This is a genomic window from Streptomyces sp. NBC_00057 (genome assembly GCF_045041165.1).
In the GTDB taxonomy this organism is placed as follows: domain Bacteria; phylum Actinomycetota; class Actinomycetes; order Streptomycetales; family Streptomycetaceae; genus Streptomyces.
The window spans coordinates 2942007-2960514 of sequence record NZ_CP108256.1; the positions used below are offsets into that span (position 1 = coordinate 2942007).

Genomic DNA, 18508 nt, shown 5'->3' on the forward strand with positions numbered 1-18508 from the left:
CCTCCGAAGGCCTGACGGAAGGTCTCCGCATCCCCGTGCCGCCTCCGGTCGCCGTCAGGGCCCCCTGCCGTCCGGGGTGCCCGTCCAGCCCAAGTAGTCGCCTGTCGGCGCCGGTTCATCGTCTGCTCCCCTCAGCGGCAACGCCCTGAGGGCCAGCGCCCACCCCAGCCGCGCCTCACCCGACTCCGCGGAACGGCCGGTGAGTTCGGCGATCCGGCCGATCCGGTTGAGGACCGTGTTGCGGTGGCAGTAGAGGAGCTCGGCGGCACGCGCCGCCGAGCAGCCGCTGTCGAGCCAGACCCGCAGCGTGCTGAGCAGCGCGTCGCGTTCGGCCGCCGTGTCCAGGACGGCGCCCAGTTGCGTGGTGACGATGCGCTCGGCGATCTCGGGCCGGCCGACCAGGAGGACCTCCGCCAGCCGGTCGTCGAACGCCGCCGCCTCGCCACTTCCGGCGGGCAGCGTACGCAGGGCCTGCTCGGCCAGCCGCAGGGCCCGGCCCGCCTGGGCGAGCCGGTCGAACTCCGGTGATACGCCCGCGGTGGCACCGGTCCGGTGGCGCAGCAGGTCGAGCAGTACGCCGGACTCTCCCGCGGCCAGCCGCACGATTCCCGCGTACCGGCCCGATCTCGGCCGCCAGAAGGACCAGATGCCGTGGTCGTCGAGGACGGGCGCCGGGTTGGGCGGCGCGGCCGGGTCCTGGGCGGCGACGACGATGACGTACCGGTCGTGGACCGGCACTCCGAGCGCGGCGGAGGCTGCAGCGGCGACCGCCGGATCGTCCCCGCGCCCGTCGAGCAGGGCCTCGAAGAGGGCGACGCGGCGGGTGTCCTGGCGGCCCTGCATCTCCAGCTGGGTCAGCCGGTACGACTCGGCCATCACGAGCGAGTTGCGGTCGATGGTCTCCCACACGGCACCCGCCATGTCGAGCTCGGTGTCCCGGTCGCCCGCGACCCCGGGGTCCTGCCCCCGCCCGGTTCCACCGGCCCGTCCGGCCCGTGTCGCCCGCAGGTGCTCCGCCATCACCTGCCACATCACCCGGCCCCCGCGCCGGTAGGCCTGCAGCACGGTGTCCAGCGGTACGTTCTGCTCCGCGCGCCGCCGTCCCGTCTCGCGCGCCGCGTACTCGAAGTCACCCCCGCTGGAGGGAAGTCCGCCGAAGTCCTCCAGTGCCCGCAGCAGATTGTCACGGCAGATCTCCCACAGATCGTCCCGGCTGACGGGCGCGCCGGAGGCGTACGTGCCGCTGTGCGCGTGGATGTCGGCGACGACCCGCCGGGTCAGTTCGTCGATCTGCGACACCAGAGCGACGGCCAGGGCGCGGCGCGGCTCGCCGTCGGCGCCGCCGCTGCCGTGGTCGTCGCTGCGAGGAGTCCGGGCTCCGGGATTGTCCGCCATGCCGGAAGGTTAGCGCCGCCCTCCCGATAGGCGGATGCCTTGTCGCACACATCTCTGAGGGGCTGCTGCCCACGTCGACGATGCGCATGGTGGGCACCTGCACATTGTGTGGAGACGGGCCGACGGCTGATTCTGAGCAGCAGCAGCCGTGTAAACGCCATGTTTCCTGGAGCGTGTCATGTTTCTCAGCGTCGCCACTGTCCTCGGTGAGTCGGCCCGCAGGTATCCCGACCGCGTCGCCGTGGTCGATTCGGACACACGGCTCACCTACCGGGAGCTGTGGGTCCGGGCGCTGCACTGCGCGGGCGCGCTGCGGGCGTCCGGGGTGTGTCCGGGGGACCGGGTGGCGGTGCTGCTGCCCAATTCGGCGGACTTCCTGTACGCGTACTACGGGGCGCTCGCCGCCGGGGCGACGGTCGTACCGGTGCACGGGCTGCTGGTGGCCGACGAGGTGGCGTATGTACTGCGGCACAGCGGTGCCGTTGCGCTGATCAGCGGTGGTCCGCTGTGGCCGGTGGCCGAGGAGGGGGCGCGTGCCGCGGGGGTGCGGGCCGTGCGCGGCGTACCGACGGACGGTGACCCGCTGCCCGCGCCGGAGCCCGCGGCGCCGGACGACACCGCGGTGATCCTCTACACGAGCGGCACGACCGGGCGGCCGAAAGGTGCGCTTCTCACCCACCTCAACATGGTGATGAACGCGTCCGTGATCGCCCACGACCTGCTGGGGCTGGACATCGACGACGTGGTCCTGGGCTGTCTGCCGCTGTTCCACAGCTACGGGCAGACCTGTGCGATGAACGCGACGCTACGGGCAGGGGCCACGCTCGTCCTCATGCCGCGCTTCAGCGGCGCGGGCGCACTCGAACTGCTGGCCGCCGAGGGCGTGAGCGTCTTCATGGGCGTACCGACGATGTATCACGCGATGGTCGAGGCGGCGGCGAAGGACGACACGACGCACCGTCTCACTCTGCGCGCGGCCGTCTCGGGCGGCGCCGCGCTCCCCGTCGCCGTGCTCGAACGCTTCGAGGAGACCTTCGCGACGCAGGTCCTGGAGGGTTACGGGCTGACCGAGACCTCCCCCGTCGCCACCTTCAACCAGCCGGAGCTCGGCCGGCGCCCCGGCACGGTCGGCCACCCGGTCTGGGGTGTGGAGATCGGCGTTGCGGACGCGGCGGTCGAGGACGCCGTGCTGCTGCTGCCGGACGGCGAGGTCGGCGAGGTCGTGGTGCGCGGTCACAACGTCTTCGCGGGGTATCTCGACGATCCGGAGGCGACGGCCGCCGCCGTGGTCGACGGCTGGTTCCGCACCGGGGATCTCGGGGTGCGGGACGAGGGCGGCTTCCTGAGCATCGTCGACCGGAAGAAGGACCTGGTCATCCGGGGCGGCTTCAACATCTATCCGCGTGAGGTCGAAGAGGTGCTCGTGCGCCATCCGGCGATCTCCGAGGTCGCGGTGATCGGCGTGCCGGACGAGGCGCGCGGCGAGGAGGTCTGCGCGGTCGTCGTGCTGCGTGCGGATGCGGGTGCGGTGACGGAGGAGGACGTGATCGCCTGGTCCCGGGACCGGCTCGGGCGGCACAAGTATCCGCGGATCGTGCGATTCACCGAGACGCTGCCGCTCGGCCCGACCGGCAAGGTCCTCAAACGGGCGCTGCCGGCCGCCTCCTCCTGATCCATCCGGCCGACGCCGACGCCCCGACCGACAACGACCGGAGCCACGTCCGCCATGACCGCCCCCGCACGTCCCCTCGCCCCGACCGCGGACAGCGGACAGCGGGCGGTCCACCCAACACCCGCTCCGCGCCGAGAAGTTGAGCCTGTGGTAGGGGAGTTGCTGCTGGACCGGGCGTCGATGTTCACCCGCTCGCCGATGCAGCACCGGGGCAGCGAAACCGGCGGGCCCACCGGCTCGGCGCCCGTGACGGACCGAAACGGGCCCGACTGGGACACCGAGCGGTCCGGGTCGACGCGGCCCCGGACCGGGTACGTATCGAGTCACCGGTGCCGGTGGAGGTGCTGCACCCCGGCGGCTCCCTCCCCCACCATCCGTCGGCTCGTCGTCCGTCGCACTCTCCACAACCGCACCGTCCGCGATCGCGGACGCAGAAGGGCTGAAACCACCTCATGACTGCCGTACCCCCTCCCATATCCAAGACGTCACCGCAGGTCAGCACGGTCCACGGGGCGGTGCGCGGCACGCTGGAGCAGGACGTCGCCGTCTTCCGCGGTATCCCGTACGCGGCTGCGCCGGTCGGCGCCCGCCGCTTCCGGGCGCCGGAGCCGCCCGAGCCCTGGGAAGAGGTACGGGAAGCGGTGGTGTTCGGGCCGACCGCGCCCAAGCGGCCGTACTCCCCGCCGCTGGACCGGCTGCTGCCCGATCCCGACGTGCCGGGCGACGACTGCCTCAACCTCAATGTGTGGACGCCGTCACCGGCCCGTACCGGGCTGCCCGTCCTCGTCTGGATCCACGGCGGTTCGCTGCTGCACGGCTCGTCGGCCGTGCCGTTGTACGACGGGGCGGCGTTCGCCCGTGACGGCGTCGTCCTCGTGTCGGTCAACTACCGCCTCGGCATTGAGGGGTTCGGGGTGTTCCCGGACGCGCCCGCCAACCGGGGGCTGCTCGATCAGCTCGCGGCGCTGGCCTGGGTGCGGGACAACATCGCGGCGTTCGGCGGCGATCCGGACCTGGTCACGGTGTGCGGTGAATCGGCGGGGGCCATCAGCATCGCCGCCCTGCTGGCCGCCCCGCGTGCCAAGGGCCTGTTCCGGCGTGCGGTGCTGCAGAGCGGTGCGCCGACCGCGCTGCCCCTGGGCGCCGCCGCCCGCCGCACCACGGAGCTGATCGCCAAGCGGCTGGGGGTCGCGGCGACGGCCGGGGCGCTGGCTGCGGTGGACCCGGCGCAGCTCCTGGCGGCTCAGACCGAGGTGACGTCCGGCGGCTCCCCGCTGACCGGCGGGAATTCCTTCCAGATCGTGGTGGACGGCGATCTGCTGCCCCGAGATCCGCTCGAAGCGCTGCTGGACGGCGCCGCGAACGACGTCGATCTGCTGATGGGCACGAACAGCGAGGAGTACCGGCTCTGGTTCGTACCGAGCGGTCTGACGGAGCGGCTGTCCAGGATCAAGCTGCGGCTGGCCCTGCTGAAGTTCAAGGTGCCGGGCGCCACGGCGCGTACGTACCGCGCGAACCGGCCCGGTGCCACTCCGGGTGAGCTGCTCGGGGCGCTGGCCACCGATCTGCTGCTGCGCGTCCCGCTGAACCGGGTGGCCGATGCACGCGCCGGTGCCTCGGGGAGCACCCATCTCTATGAGTTCGGCTGGCCGTCCCCCGTGCTGCGGCTCGGTGCCTGTCACGCGCTGGAGATCGCCTTCGTCTTCGACACACTGGACCAGCCCGACGCGGTGGCTCTGACGGGCGAGGACGCCCCGCAGGAGCTGGCCGACGCCATGCACGCTGCGTGGGTGCGGTTCGCCACTTCCGGTGACCCCGGCTGGCCCGCCTGGGACGCGTCCCGCCCGGTGATGGGCTTCGGCCCCGGAGTGCCCGCCGTGGTGAGCGCCCCGCGCGACGAGGAGCTGCGCGGCTGGGCACCGTACCGGAGGAACAGCTGAGACCGGCTCGGTCCGCCGCGGACAGCGGCGCGGTCGGCGGCCCCCGGCCCGTAGGCCGGGGGTCCTCCCGGCCATCAGGCCTTGTTCTGCGCCGCCCAGAACTCGTCGAACGTGAGCAGCCCGTCGCCATTGGCGTCGTGCGAGTTGATGACGGCCTGGGCCACCAGCTCGGTGACGTAGTGGTCGCCGAGCTGAGCCATTGCGCTCTTGTACTCGGCAGCCGATATCAGCCCGTCGCCGTTCATATCGAACCGTTCGAACGCCTTGCGTGCCGACTCGATGTCCGCCACAGTTTCGCCCCTTCGTAATGCCTGACCGATGCCCGACCAAATGTCTGACTGACGGGGCTCAGATTAACGGGCGCGACGGATGGCGGTCGCAGCGGCCGGTAGTCGATCATGGATGGGGTGTCCGCCGCCCGGCGGACCGCGTTCGGGACCGGGGAGCGGCACGCTGATGGACGACACACTGGCAAAGATCCTGGCGGCTGCGGCGCACGGACGGTTTCCCCCGCCGGACGGGTCCACGACGGTGGTGGGGCAGCCGGGCGCCCGGGACGCGGGAGTGCTGGCGTTCACCGCGCACTCGGTGGTGTTCACCGACGAGGATCCGCGGTGGGTGCGGGCCGTGCTGGCCGCCACCCCCGGTGACGAGCTCGCCGCGACGATGAATCCGTACTTCCTGAGCGCGCTGCTGGCCCGGAGCGGCCGGCACATGAACACCATCGATCTGCTGACGGTCGCGGACGCGCTGCCGGGCGAGCCGGAGATCGCGCTGCGGGAGATCGAGGACCCGGAGCACCCTCGGGTGGCGCGGGCGATGAAGTACCGCGACGAGGTGCGGGTCTGGTCCGCCGACGGCGGTGTGGTGATCCTCGGCCGGGGAGTCGCGGGGCGCTGGGAGACCGCGGTCGAGGTGGCCGAGGAGGCGCGCGGCCGGCGGCTGGGGGAACGGCTGGCGCGGGCGGCCCGGCATCTGGTGCCGGACGCGGTGGTGTGGGCGCAGCAGTCGCCGGGGAACGCCCGCAGTGTGCGGACGTTCCAGGCGGCGGGCTACCGGCCGGTGGGCTCGGAGGCCCTGTTGGTCGCGGGGTGAGTGTTCAGCGGGTGAGCTGGGTCACGGCTCGTGGCTGACGCCGGACCGTCAGCGGAAGACGCCGGTGTGGCCGAGTGAGTAGCGGCCCGGCTGCGGGTAGACGGCGAGTCCGTGCGGGCCGCTGCCCACCGGGATCCGGGCGAGCTGTTTGCCGCTGGCGGTGTCGATCGCGTACACCTCGGAGTTGTAACGCCCGCTCAACCAGAGGACCTTGCCGTTTGCCGAGACTCCGCCCATGTCGGGGCTGCCGCCGTTCGGCAGGCGCCATTTCTTCGCCAGTTTGCGCTGTGCGAAGTCGAAGACGGAGATGGAGCCCTCGCCCCGGTTGGAGATGTACATCTCCTTGGAGTCGCGGCTGATGTAGAGGCCGTGGGCACCCTTGCCGGTGGGCAGCAGCTTCGGGGTGGTGAACTTCTTCCCGTCCAGCACCCACACCCCGTTGGCGATCATGTCCGCGATGTAGAACGTACCGCCGTCGGGTGACAGCTTCACGTCCTGCGGCATCGCGCCTTTGAACGGCAGCTTCTGCCGGCCGACGACCTTCATCTGCGCCGTGTCGACCTTGAGGAGTTCGCCGGAGAACTCGCAGGAGACGATGAAGTACCGGCCGTCCATGGAGAAGTCGGCATGGTTGACACCCGCGCAGCTGACCGGGACGGCCTTGGCCGTCTTCATGGTGTGGGCGTCACGGAAGACCAATTGGCGGTCCATCGAGGCCATCACCACGGCGTACTTGCCGTCCGGTGTGAAGTAGAGGTTGTACGGGTCGGAGACGGGCACCGTGCGGCTCACCTTCCCGGTGGCCGCATCGATGGCCGTGAGGCTGTCACCGATGTCGTTGTTGACCCAGAGGGTCTTCAGGTCCCAGGACGGGACGACGTGCTGCGGCTGGCGGCCGACCTTGATGGTCTTGATGACCTTGTACGTCGCGGGATCGATCACCGACACCGTGTCGGAGTTGGTGTTGGGGACGTACACCCGGGACGGGAAGTCCTTGACGACCGGGGAGAGCTTCCCCGGCCGGTCGGCCGCGTAGACGTCCTTGGCGTCGAGCACCGGTGGCATGCCGGGCAGCGCGGGCTTCGCTCTGCCGGACGGCGTGGCGGCCTCGGCGTTCCGCTTCTCGGCGGAAGTGCCGCAGCCGGTGAGGACCGCCAGCAGGACGCCCCCGAGCAGGGCCGCGGTGAGCTTGGTGGGGTGAGGCATCAGGTCAGCAGCTCCGTGGTCGTCACCGCGCGCAGTCGGCGGCGGTCGATTTCGGTGAGGAGGACAGGCAGGGCGGCGACCGTGTCCGCGTAGCCGAAATGCAGGCTCACCACCGATCCGTTGCGGATCTCCCCGGCCACCTTGCGGGTGACGGCCGCGGCGCCGGGCGAGGTGAAGTCGAGGGAGTCCACGTCGTACGAGAGGACGTGCGGGTAGCCCGCCCTGGCGGCGAGCCGCTGGACGAGCGGGGTGGCGTACCGGGTGCGGGAGGGCCTGAACCAGGTGCCGATGGAGCCGGTGAGCCGGCGCAGCCGCTGGGCGCAGCCGGTGATCTCCGCGTACGCCTCGGCCTCGCCCATCGAGGAGATGTCGATGTGGCGCTGGGTGTGGTTGCCGAGGTCGTGGCCGCCGTCGAGGATGCGTCGGGCCATCTCGGGGTGTTCGTCGAGCCAGCTGCCGACGGCGAGGACGGTGATCCGGGCGTGGGCCCGTTCGGCCTCGGCGAGTACGGTCCGGGCGATGGCGGGGTCGCCCTGGCCGTGGAAGGTGAGGGCGACGCGGGCGCGGTCGCGGGGGCCGTGGTCGATCTGGACCGGCTGCCCGGGGAAGCGGTGCGGGGCGGGCGCGGGGTGCGGGGCCGCGGGCCGGGTGGTCGCGGTGACGGGGTTCTTCGGGCTCACTGCGGTCGGGACGGTCCTGGCCGACGTACCGGCGGCGTCGCCGCGGTCCGCGCATCCGGCGATGAGGGCACCGGCGATGGCGGCCCCTGCTCCCGCACGCAGAGCGCTGCGGCGGTGCACCGGTGTGTCGGAGGCGTTCATGCGAAGAACAGTAGGGGCAAAATGCGCAAAGAATGGCGATATTTGGATATCCGGGTGACGCGAATGAATCAATCGCTGAATCTCATAAATATTCATGCTTTTCCAGGCAAGTGACCCATCACACCTGCGATTCACCTGAAGAATGTCGCACTATGGACACTAATGCCCTGTTTGCACCTTTGGCGGCAAGGTCGCCCGTCTGCCATAGTCGGTGACACGACCGCATTGACCCGAGCTCGGTCGTCGCAAGCGGCCGTGAACACACCCCCCCCCCAGTTCACGGCCCCCACACAGAAGCCCCCGAAGCGCCGCACCACGGCAGACCGGGGGCTTCTGTGCATCCGGGCACGAGCCCGCCGGGGATCAGCGGTCGGAGATCCGCATCTCGAACCAGGTGGTCTTGCCGCGCGGCAGCAGATCCACGCCCCACCGGTCGGAGAGCTTGTCGACGAGGAAAAGCCCCCGGCCGCTGATGTCCATCTCCTGGACGGGCATCAGGCACGGCAGCCCACGCGAGGGGTCGCGCACCTCGATCCGGATCCAGCCGCGACGGCGCAGCATCCTCAGCCCGAAAACCCGGGCGCCGGTATGCCGTACCGCATTGCCGACGAGCTCCGAGACGAGCAGCACGGCGTATTCGGCGACATGCGGGGAGAGCGCCCACTGGCGCAGCACCACACACGAGGTGAGCCTTCGGGCGGTGGCAGCGGACTCCGGGCGGGACGGCAGCCGGACTTCATCCTCCGCCGGGTTCCCGAACAACTCCAGCGCTTTGAACGCCCGTTCGTCATCGACTGTCGGCATCCAGCGTGCCGCTGTCGCGCCGCTGCGCGGTCGCGGCTGTTCCACACCCTCCAGGCCCGCCATGCACACCATCATGGCCGCTGGGCGAGCGCTCCGGGGCCGTTCCAAAGGAATCCGCACCCCGGAATACATCATTCCGGGGAAGTCGGTAGGCATATGCCATTGGCAGAATGCAGCCCGACACACCCACTCTGACCTGCACAGATAACGCCTCCGAGCGAGGTCGCCAGCCCCTTCGGGCAACTGGGCCTCAAGGTTCTCTCAAGGCCCAGCCAATCCGCCCGCACGGATGAACCCGCGCCACTCTGTGCCCAACTTGCGTTCGGTCAGAGGAACTTGGCCTTGCCCGGACCCTCTTCCACAAAGCTGCGCATACCGCGCTCCCGGTCCTCGGTGGCGAACAGACCGGCGAACCAGTTCCGTTCGATCGTGAGCCCGGTGTCGATGTCCGTCTCCAGGCCGGCGTCGACGGATTCCTTGGCGGCGCGCAGCGCGAGGGCCGGCCCCTTCGCCAGCTCGGCAGCCCAGGCGTGCGCCTGCTCGTACACCTCGGCGGCGGGCACCACGCGGTCCACCAGACCGATCGTCAGGGCCTCCTCGGCCTTCACATGGCGGCCGGTGAAGATCAGGTCCTTGGCCCGGGAGGGGCCGATCAGCCGGGCGAGGCGCTGGGTGCCGCCCGCTCCGGGGATCAGTCCGAGCAGGATCTCGGGCTGGCCCAGCCTGGCGTTGTCGGCGGCGATCCGGAAGTCGGCACAGAGCGCCAGCTCGCAGCCGCCGCCCAGCGCGTACCCGGTGACTGCGGCGACGACGGGCTTGGGGATCCGGGCCACCGCGGTGAAGGAGTCCTGCAGCGCCTTGGACCGTACGACCATCGCCGTGTGGTCCATCGCCTGCATCTCCTTGATGTCCGCGCCCGCCGCGAACACCTTCTCGCCGCCGTAGAGGACCACGGCACGCACATCGTCGCGCCGGGTCGCCTCTTCGGCGAGTTCACGCAGCCGGTCCTGGGTGGCGACATCCAGGGCGTTCATGGGCGGACGGTCCAGCAGGATCGTGCCGACGCCGTCACTTGCTTCGAGGGTTGCGGTCATGAGAGGCAGGTTAACCGGGGCTGACGCGAGTGGGCCCGGTGCTGTTGGTCACAGCACCGGGCCCACTCGCTTTCCGTACGACGCGAGCTACTTGGTCCACTCCGACCAGGACATGTTCCAGCCGTTGAGGCCGTTGTCCGGCTGGATCGTCCTGTCCTGCGACTTCTTCACGACCACAACGTCGCCGATGAGCGAGTTGTCGAAGAACCAGGCCGCCGAGGTCTTCTTGCTCCAGGCACCACGCACGTCCTGGAGACCGACGCAGCCATGGCTGGTGTTGGTCGTACCGAAGACGCCGGAGGCGCCCCAGTAGTTGCCGTGGATGAAGGTGCCCGAGGTGGACAGGCGCATCGCGTGCGGCACGTCCTTGATGTCGTACTCGCCGCCGAAGCCGACGGTGTCACCGTTCATCCGGGTCACCTTGAGCTTCTCGCTGATGACCATCTGGCCGTTGTACGTGGTGGTCGCCGGGGCACCCGCCGAGATCGGAATGTCCTTGATCTGCTTGCCGTCGCGGACGACCTTCATCCGGTGCGTGCTCGCGTCGACGGTGCTGATCTGTCGGCGGCCGATGGTGAAGGAGATCGTCTTGGCCTGCTTGCCGTAGACGCCCGGTCGCCCCTCGACGCCGTCGAGGTTGAGCTTCACGGTCACCTTGGTTCCGGCGGCCCAGTACTCCTCGGGGCGGAAGTCGAGGCGGTCGTTGCCGAACCAGTGGCCCTCGATCGGTACGGCAGGCTCGGCCGTCACCTCGATGGCGTTCTCGACCGCTGCCGGGTCGGTGATGCCACGGGTGAAGTGGATCGAGACGGGCATGCCGACACCGACCGTGGAACCGTCCTCCGGGGTGTACTGCCCGATGAAGGTGTTCTGCGGGACCAGCGTCGTGAAGCTGGTGTCCTTCGCCGACTCACGGCCCTTCGCGTCCTTGGCGACCGCGTGGACCTTGTACTTGGTCGCCGCGGCCAGATGCTGGTCCGGTGTCCAGCTCGTGCCGTCCGCCGCGATCTTCCCCTCGACCTCGGTGCCCTTGGGGTCGGCGACCTTCACCGTGGTCAGCTTCCCCTGCTCGGCGGAGATCTTCAGTGCCCCGCTGGTGGCGACGGAGTCCGCTCCGTCCTTCGGCGCAATGGTCACCACGGCCTGCGAGGCGGTGGTGTCGCCGACCTTCGACCCGCCCTTGCGGTCCTTGCCTGCGCTCCCGGCGTCGCCTCCCCCGCCGCACGCCGTCACCAGCAACAGCAGCGCACCCAGTACCAGAGCCAGCAGTCCGGTGGCACCTCGCCCGCGCCGCCCGCTGTTCGCCCCGGCCGATGTCCCCGATATCGGCTGCCCGTTCAATGTGCTCGTCTCCCCTCACACGGCCTGGCCCCGCCAAGACCCTGGGAGCCCGCAGGCCCCCGCCCCCGCGCGCTGCACATGCGCGCTCAGCGAAAGATAATCACACCGATCCCGGGAAGATGACCCCGCGGATGTCACCGTTCAGTCGCAACTTGTCCCGGGACTTCACCAGGTGACACGCGGTACGGGTGCGGCGGGGCCGGCCGGCCTGTCCGTGTCCTGATCCGCCGGACAGGCCCTGGGGGATCCGACGGGGCCTCAGCGGAGGGCCGAGCCGGCCTTCCACCGGGTCCGGTTCACATTCCGGCCTCCGAGCCCGTTGTCCGGTGCCACCTGCTTGTCCTTGGAGTTGACGACCTCGATCACATCGCCGATGAGTGTCCGGTCGAAGAACCGGGCGGCCGGGGTGTCGCTGCTGCCAGAAGCGGTGTTCGGGGACCGCCGTGGTGAAGGCGGTGTGACGGGCCGAGCGGTTCCCGGCGCCGTCCAGGGCGACCGCGTCGACGCTGTACTCGGAGGCGAGCCCGAGCCGGCCCGTCTTCTCCCGGGGCGTCCAGGAGAGACCGTCATGCGCGATCCGGCCCGGCACCTCCTGCCGCCGCGCGTCCTCGATCCGCGTCACCTTGACGCCCTCCAGCCGCCCGTCGGGGACCTTCACCTCCGTCCGGCCGTCCGGGCCGATGTTCTTCGCCCCGTCCAACGGGGTGATCAGGATCGCTTCCTGTGGGGAGCGTGCCTTCCCGCTGAAGATGGATCCGGCATCGGTGCAGCCACTCACTACGGCCGGCACGGCGAGCAGTCCTGCCCATGTCAGCACGGTGACCGAGCTCGCCACCACCCTCTTCGCTACGTGGTTCACGTCCCCCCAACGACGGAGGCCGGTCGGGGGAAACGTGAGTGCGGGCCCCCGCGTGGGCAGAACAGAGGGGAGGACCACACTCGGGGAGCCGCGGCCGGGACGCCGCGCGCTCCCTTTCGGTGCCGGTCCCCACGAGCCGCGGGAGGCGAGCAGGTGTCGAGCGCAGCAGAGCAGGAGGCAGTGCCGGAGACAGGGGCGAAGACCGTGCCGGAGAGTACGCGGGAGGCCGTGCCGAGGCGGCCGCCCGCCGTGTGGCCCGGCGCCCCGATGCCGCTCGGGGCCCGCTTCCGGGTGGGCCCCGACGGGGTGGCGGGCACCAATTTCGCGCTCTGGGCGGGCGGCGCGGAGGCCGTCGAGCTCTGCCTCTTCGACGAGGACGGGAGCGAGACACGCCTTGTGCTGACCGAGCTGACCCATGAGGTCTGGCACGGCTTCGTGCCGGGCGTGCGGCCGGGTCAGCGGTATGGCTACCGGGTGCACGGCCGCTGGGACCCCTGGACCGGTGCCCGCTGGAACGCGGCGAAGCTGCTCCTCGATCCGTACGCACGGGCCGTGGACGGCTCGTTCACCCTCCCGGCCGAGGTGTACGGCCATGTGAGGGACTGGCCGCACCAGCAGGTCGCCGACACCGTGCGCGACGAACGGGACTCCGCTCCGTACGTACCGAAGGGTGTCGTGGTCCATGACGACGACGACTGGGCGCAGGACCGCCGGCCCAAGACCCCGTGGGCGGACTCCGTCATCTACGAGCTGCATGTACGCGGCTTCACCAAGCTGCACCCCGAAATCCCCGAGGAGCTGCGGGGCACGTACGCCGGTCTCGCCCACCCGGCGGCCATCGGCCATCTGCAGCGGCTCGGGGTTACGGCGGTGGAACTGCTGCCGGTGCATCAGTTCGCCCACGAGGACCATCTGCTCCGGCGCGGCCTGCACAACTACTGGGGCTACAACTCCATCGGCTACTTCGCCCCGCACGCCGACTACTCGGCGAGCGGGACCGCGGGCCAGCAGGTCGGCGAGTTCAAACGGATGGTGCGGGCCCTGCACGACGCCGGGATCGAGGTGATCCTCGATGTGGTCTACAACCACACGGCGGAGGCGAGCGAGCTGGGTCCCATGCTGTCGCTGCGCGGCATCGACAACCGGGGCTACTACCGCCTCCAGTCCGACGCCCGCAGGTACGCGGACTACACCGGCTGCGGCAACACCCTGCATGTCGTCCAGCCGCACGTCCTGCGGCTGATCACGGACTCGCTGCGCTACTGGGTCACGGAGATGGGCGTCGACGGCTTCCGCTTCGATCTGGCGGCCGCTCTGGCCCGCTCGATGCACGACGTCGACATGCTCTCCCCCTTCCTCGCGGTGATCGCCCAGGACCCGGTGCTGCGCCGGGTGAAGCTGATCGCCGAGCCGTGGGACGTCGGCAACGGCGGCTACCAGGTGGGCGCCTTCCCCCCGCTGTGGACCGAGTGGAACGACCGCTACCGGGACGCCGTACGGGACTTCTGGCGCGGCACCCTGCCCGACGTACGGGATCTCGGCTACCGGCTGACCGGATCCAGCGATCTGTACGCGTGGGGCGGCCGGCGCCCGTACGCCTCGGTCAACTTCGTCACCGCGCACGACGGCTTCACCCTGCGCGATCTGGTCAGTTACGAGCAGAAGCACAACGAGGCCAACGGCGAAGGCAACCGGGACGGCACCTCGGACAACCGGGCCTGGAACTGCGGCGCCGAGGGCGAGAGCGACGACCCCGCGGTCAACGCGCTGCGCCGCCGTCAGCTGCGCAATCTGCTCACCACACTGCTGCTGTCGACGGGTGTGCCGATGCTGGTCGCGGGCGACGAGATGGGCCGTACGCAGGGCGGCAACAACAACGCGTACTGCCAGGACAACGACGTCAGCTGGCTGGACTGGTCCCTGCTCGACCAGCCCGGATGGCGGGCGCTGACCGAGCTGACCTCCCGGGTGCTCACCCTGCGCCGCACCCACCCGGTGCTGCGCCGCCGCGCCTTCTTCTCCGGACGGGCGCAGGCGGCGGACGGGCTGCGGGACCTGGCGTGGTTCACCCGGCAGGGGGAGGAGATGACGGAGGAGGACTGGTACGCACCGGCGGCGACGGTCGGGCTCTATCTCTCCGGACGCGACATCCCCGGCCGGGACGCGCGCGGCGAACAGGTCACGGACGACAGCTTTCTGGCGATCCTGCACGCGGACCACCGGCCGAGCGACTTCCGGCTTCCCGGGCCGCCGTGGGCGCAGAGTTACGAACTGGTCCTGGACACCTCGCGGGAGGACCAGGCCGTGGCACCCGGCACCGTCCACCGGAGCGGCGGGCTGCTGACCGTACCGGCCAGGTCGGTGCTGCTGCTGCGGGTAAGACCGACCGGCAAATGGGGGGTGGGAGAAGGAGCGGGGCTGGGTGCGTGCAGCTGCAAGGCGGAGGATTGAGCCAACGCGGAGCGTTGGTGATTGACGACAACGCCGCAGATGTGCGTGCCCAGCCCTGCGACGCCGCCCCCCATTTGCCGGTCGGTCTAAGGGAGTGAGGGTCAGGGAGTGAGGGTCAGCCGAGGATGCCCCGGTCGTAGCCGACCGCGACGGCGGCGGCCCGGTCCTTGGCGCCCAGCTTGGCGAAGATATGGGTGAGGTGGGTCTTCACCGTGGCCTCGCTGATGAACAGCTCGGCGGCTATCTCACGGTTCGAGGTGCCCTTCGCGACGAGTTCGAGCACCTCGCGCTCACGGCCCGACAGCGACTCGTTACCCTGCGCCGCCGGGGTGCGCACTCGTGAGATCAGGCGGGAGGCGACGGCGGGCGAAAGCACGGTGCGGCCGTCGGCGGCGGCGCGGACGGCGCTGAACAGCTCGTCGCGGGGCGCGTCCTTGAGCAGATAGCCGGTCGCGCCGGCCTCGATCGCGGGGAGAGTGTCGGAGTCGGTGTCGTACGTGGTCAGGACGAGCACCTTGGACCGGGCGCCGCGCCCGGTCAGTTCGGCGATGGCGGCGACTCCGCCGCCGCCCGGCATCCGCAGATCCATCAGGACGACATCGGGGTCGAGCCGGGCCACGAGGTCGACGCCCTCCACCCCGTTCGACGCCTCCCCGAGGACCCGGAAGTCGGGGGCCGAATCGAACATGCCGCGCAGACCGTCCCGTACGACGGGGTGGTCGTCGACGACGACGAGCGTGATGACGCGTGCGGAATCCTCAACCATGGCAGGCCAACCGTACTGGTCATCGGCCGTCCTGAACCAGTGGCACCCGGGCGCAGACCGCCGTGCCGCGGCCCGGCTCCGTCTCCACCTCTACGGTGCCCGCGATGCGTTCGGCGCGGGCCCGCATGCCGCCGAGCCCGAAACCGCCCGCGCCGCTGTACGGCGGCAGGGCGGCCGGGTCGAAGCCGCGGCCGTCGTCCCGTACGTCCAGGGTCAGTTCGTCGCCCATGAAGGACAGGGTGATGCCGACCCGCGACGCCCCGGCATGGCGGCCGGCGTTGGCGAGGGCCTCCTCGGCGATACGGAGCAAGGTGGCGGCTATCTCGTCGTGGAGCGGCTCGACGGTACCGGTAACGGTGAACTCGGCCCGGACCCCGTGGCGTTCGGCCCAGCCGGCGACCGTCTTCTTCAGCGCGCCGGGAAGGTCGTCGTGCTCCAGTGCGGCGGGGACCAGATCGTGTACCGAGCGGCGCGCCTCCCCCAGGCTGTGCCGGGCGAGGGCGGCGGCGCGATCAAGGTGCTGCCGGGCCAGCGCCGGGTCGGTGTCGGCGATCGAGGTCACCACCTGGAGCTGGGCGATGATGCCGGTCAGACCTTGCGCGAGAGTGTCGTGGATCTCGGCGGCCAGTCGGCGCCGCTCGTCGGCGACGCCCGCTTCGCGGGCCTGGACGAGGAGTTGGGCGTGCAGGCCGGCGTTTTCTGCGAGGGCCTGTTCGAGGCGGGCGTTGGCGGACTCCAGTTCGGCGATGGTGTCGACCTGGGTGCGGGCGTGCTCGGCCTCCCGGTCGCCGATCTGGGCGAACACCATGGTGAGGGTGGCGTGCAGGGCGAGGAGGATGCCGAAGGCGATCCAGTTCATGAGGGAGACCGGCGGCAGGCCGCTGCCGCACTGCGAGCCCGCCATGATGACGGCGGTGGCCAGCAGCCCGGCTCTGACGGCCCGGTGCGGAAGCAGTCGGCCGGCGTCGAAGTAGCCGAGAACCGCGAATATGGAGAAGAACGAGTTGCACCAGGTCAGTGCGAAGGCGAGCAACATGCGGGCGACGAAGTAGAACTGCGCCGCCCGCGACTTCGGGGGAACACTCGGCCGGACCCGCCCCCACCAGAGCTGGAGGACGAGCGCCACCGGGACCAGCACCGCGGTGACGTACACGTCCGTGCGGGACATGATGAGGTCGGCGCTCACGGCCGAGACCGCGGTGCCCAGGCCGAGCAGACCGTACGGCCCGTACCGGAAGAACCGTTCCCCCAACTGCACGACCGTCGTCGGTCCGGTGGTGCTCGCCTTTGTCATGTCCCCCGTATCCATGGGTGAAGTCTCCCCCGGAACGGTCACTCCCATCGGAACAGTCGGGTCGCGAGCAGGGTCGCCAGGGCCGCCCACAGCGCCATCACGCCCAACTGGGCCCAGCCGGGCCAGCCGCCGGACGCCGCCCGGTCCAGCGCCTGGGAGGCCGCGCCGAACGGGGTGACCTCGACGATGCGCCGGAGAGTGTCGGGCATGGTCTGCACCGGGATCCAGACCCCGGCGGTGAACATCATCACGAGGTAGACGACCGAGCCGATGGCGGCGGAGGCCTTGGTGGTGCGCGAGAGCGCACAGAGCAGTGCGCCGAGTGCGAGGACGCTCGCCGTCGCCAGGAGCAGCGCCAGGACATAACCGAAGGGCTGTCCGGGCAGCGTGACGTCGAAGACGGTCCGGCCGACGGCCATCACCAGCGCGGCGGAGCCCAGGGCCGCGGCGCCGTGCAGCGCGATCTGCGCGGTGAGCAGGGCGGCCGGCCGTACCGGAGTGGTCGACATGCGACGCAGGATCCCGCGCTCGCGGTAGCCGGTGAGGACGGGCGGCATGGCCTGCAGTCCGGCCATGATCATGGCGAGCAGCACCGACACCGGTACGTACAGATCGACGACGCGGCGGCCACCGAGTGCGTCGTCGGGGTCCCGGAAGGACGGGATCAGGCCGAGGATCGTCAGCAGCGCGGTCGGGAAGACGAGGATCCAGAACAGGCTGCCGGGCTCGCGGAGGAAGAGCCGTGTCTCGGTCCTGAGTACCGCTGCCCATGGGGTGGGTGCGTCCATCGCCTTGGCCGGGTTCGCGGTGGTCATATCTCAGGCCGCCTGTTCTGTGAGGTCGAGGAAGGCATCGTCCAGCGTTGCCTCGGTGACGCGGAGCTGGTGTGCGGTGATGCGGTGGCGGGCCAGCAGCGAGATCACCGCGTTGACCGTCTCGTCGGTGCCGTTGATGACGATCCGGCCGTCGTTCTGTTCGACGGAGACCGCCCCGGGCAGCAGGCCCAGTTCGGTGTCGTCGAGCGGCTGTGAAGGCGTGAAGGAGATGACCGTGGCGCTGCCGGCCCCGCTGATCAGGCCGGACGGGGTGTCGAGGGCGACGACCTTTCCCTTGTCGATCACGGCGACACGGTCGCAGAGCCGGCTGGCCTCTTCCATGAAGTGGGTGACCAGAAGGACCGTCACGCCGCTGTCGCGTACGTCCTCGATCAGCTTCCAGGTGTCCCGGCGGGCCCGCGGGTCCAGACCCGTGGTCAGCTCGTCGAGGACCACGACCCGCGGGTTGCCGACCAGGGCGAGCGCGATGGACAGCCGCTGCTTCTGGCCGCCGGACAGTTTGGCGAACCTGGTGTCGTACTTGGTGTGCAGACCGAGCCGTTCGGCCAGCGCACGCCAGTCGGCCGGGTCCGGGTAGAAGGCGCTGTACAGCTCCAGCGCCTCGGCCACGGTGAGCTTGGGCTGCAGCTCGCTCTCCTGGAGCTGGGCGCCGAGCAGCCGGGTCACCCGGTCGTGGTCGGCGACGGGGTCGAGACCGGCCACGCGGACCGTGCCGGCGTCGGGAACCCGCAGTCCCTCGACGCACTCGACGGTGGTGGTCTTGCCCGCACCGTTGGGTCCGAGGATCCCGAAGATCTCCCCCTCGTCGACGGCGAAACTCACTCCGTCCACGACGGGGCGCCCGGCGTAGGCCTTGTGCACCCCGTTCACTTCGATGATTGCCATGCCTACGAGAATCGTGTCGCGGGGACCGGCGCGCCATCGTCCATCGCGC

General features: G+C 70.6%; 14 protein-coding genes and 2 pseudogenes. 4 read left to right on the top strand and 12 right to left on the bottom strand.

The genetic code is table 11. The annotated features are described in order from the left end of the window. Window positions 1-54: 54 nt before the first annotated feature. A complete protein-coding gene (locus OG953_RS13545) occupies window positions 55-1395 on the bottom strand; it encodes a PucR family transcriptional regulator (RefSeq protein WP_405684403.1) in 1341 nt (446 codons plus the stop codon). Window positions 1396-1573: 178 nt separating this feature from the next. Here OG953_RS13545 and OG953_RS13550 point away from each other — a divergent pair, with 178 nt between their 5' ends. Both OG953_RS13550 and OG953_RS13555 read left to right on the top strand, forming a co-directional pair. Next, window positions 1574-3067, top strand: coding sequence for a long-chain-fatty-acid--CoA ligase (locus OG953_RS13550; RefSeq protein WP_405684404.1), 1494 nt, complete (start codon window positions 1574-1576; stop codon window positions 3065-3067). A gap of 452 nt (window positions 3068-3519) precedes the next feature. Continuing rightward, window positions 3520-5007, top strand: coding sequence for a carboxylesterase/lipase family protein (locus OG953_RS13555; protein WP_405684405.1), 1488 nt, complete (start codon window positions 3520-3522; stop codon window positions 5005-5007). A gap of 74 nt (window positions 5008-5081) precedes the next feature. Here the strand turns inward: OG953_RS13555 and OG953_RS13560 are convergent, their stop codons facing one another. Next, complete coding sequence (locus OG953_RS13560; RefSeq protein WP_405684407.1) at window positions 5082-5297, bottom strand: EF-hand domain-containing protein; 216 nt, start codon at window positions 5295-5297, stop codon at window positions 5082-5084. A 166-nt stretch (window positions 5298-5463) separates the two neighbouring features. Here OG953_RS13560 and OG953_RS13565 point away from each other — a divergent pair, with 166 nt between their 5' ends. Further along, window positions 5464-6102 (top strand): GNAT family N-acetyltransferase, encoded by a 639-nt coding sequence (locus OG953_RS13565; RefSeq protein WP_405684408.1) that lies wholly within the window; start codon window positions 5464-5466, stop codon window positions 6100-6102. Window positions 6103-6150: 48 nt separating this feature from the next. Here the strand turns inward: OG953_RS13565 and OG953_RS13570 are convergent, their stop codons facing one another. The 6 genes and pseudogenes from OG953_RS13570 to OG953_RS13595 form a co-directional block, all read right to left on the bottom strand. After that, window positions 6151-7308 (bottom strand): beta-propeller fold lactonase family protein, encoded by a 1158-nt coding sequence (locus tag OG953_RS13570; protein ID WP_405684409.1) that lies wholly within the window; start codon window positions 7306-7308, stop codon window positions 6151-6153. Further along, entirely contained in the window at window positions 7308-8129 is an 822-nt protein-coding gene (locus OG953_RS13575) for a polysaccharide deacetylase family protein (protein WP_405684410.1), read from the bottom strand. The genes OG953_RS13570 and OG953_RS13575 overlap by 1 nt, the downstream gene beginning before the upstream one ends. A gap of 363 nt (window positions 8130-8492) precedes the next feature. Next, the gene (locus OG953_RS13580) at window positions 8493-9008 is read right to left on the bottom strand and encodes an ATP-binding protein (protein WP_405684411.1); all 516 of its coding nucleotides are present in this window, start codon (window positions 9006-9008) and stop codon (window positions 8493-8495) included. Window positions 9009-9259: 251 nt separating this feature from the next. Further along, on the bottom strand, window positions 9260-10027 hold the full coding sequence (locus OG953_RS13585) for an enoyl-CoA hydratase/isomerase family protein (protein WP_405684412.1): 768 nt from the start codon (window positions 10025-10027) through the stop codon (window positions 9260-9262). An 87-nt stretch (window positions 10028-10114) separates the two neighbouring features. After that, window positions 10115-11368: an Ig-like domain-containing protein gene (locus tag OG953_RS13590; protein ID WP_405684413.1), complete on the bottom strand. Its 1254-nt coding sequence runs from the start codon at window positions 11366-11368 to the stop codon at window positions 10115-10117. Between the two features lie 421 nt (window positions 11369-11789). Next, window positions 11790-12227 (bottom strand): annotated as a pseudogene (locus OG953_RS13595) (Ig-like domain-containing protein); the annotation flags it as partial. 153 nt (window positions 12228-12380) lie between these two features. Between OG953_RS13595 and glgX the strand changes: the two are divergent. Next, window positions 12381-14606 (top strand): annotated as a pseudogene (gene glgX, locus OG953_RS13600) (glycogen debranching protein GlgX); the annotation flags it as partial. A gap of 187 nt (window positions 14607-14793) precedes the next feature. Here glgX and OG953_RS13605 read toward each other — a convergent pair. Genes OG953_RS13605 through OG953_RS13620 form a run of 4 tightly spaced genes read right to left on the bottom strand, consistent with a single transcriptional unit; the run spans window position 14794 to window position 18459 of the window. After that, window positions 14794-15444: a response regulator gene (locus OG953_RS13605; RefSeq protein WP_405684415.1), complete on the bottom strand. Its 651-nt coding sequence runs from the start codon at window positions 15442-15444 to the stop codon at window positions 14794-14796. A 19-nt stretch (window positions 15445-15463) separates the two neighbouring features. Next, entirely contained in the window at window positions 15464-16738 is a 1275-nt protein-coding gene (locus tag OG953_RS13610) for a sensor histidine kinase (protein ID WP_405684416.1), read from the bottom strand. A gap of 38 nt (window positions 16739-16776) precedes the next feature. After that, window positions 16777-17553, bottom strand: a complete 777-nt coding sequence (locus OG953_RS13615) for an ABC transporter permease (RefSeq protein ID WP_405684417.1) — start codon at window positions 17551-17553, stop codon at window positions 16777-16779. Window positions 17554-17556: 3 nt separating this feature from the next. Continuing rightward, the gene (locus tag OG953_RS13620) at window positions 17557-18459 is read right to left on the bottom strand and encodes an ABC transporter ATP-binding protein (RefSeq protein ID WP_405684418.1); all 903 of its coding nucleotides are present in this window, start codon (window positions 18457-18459) and stop codon (window positions 17557-17559) included. Between the last annotated feature and the right edge of the window lie 49 nt (window positions 18460-18508).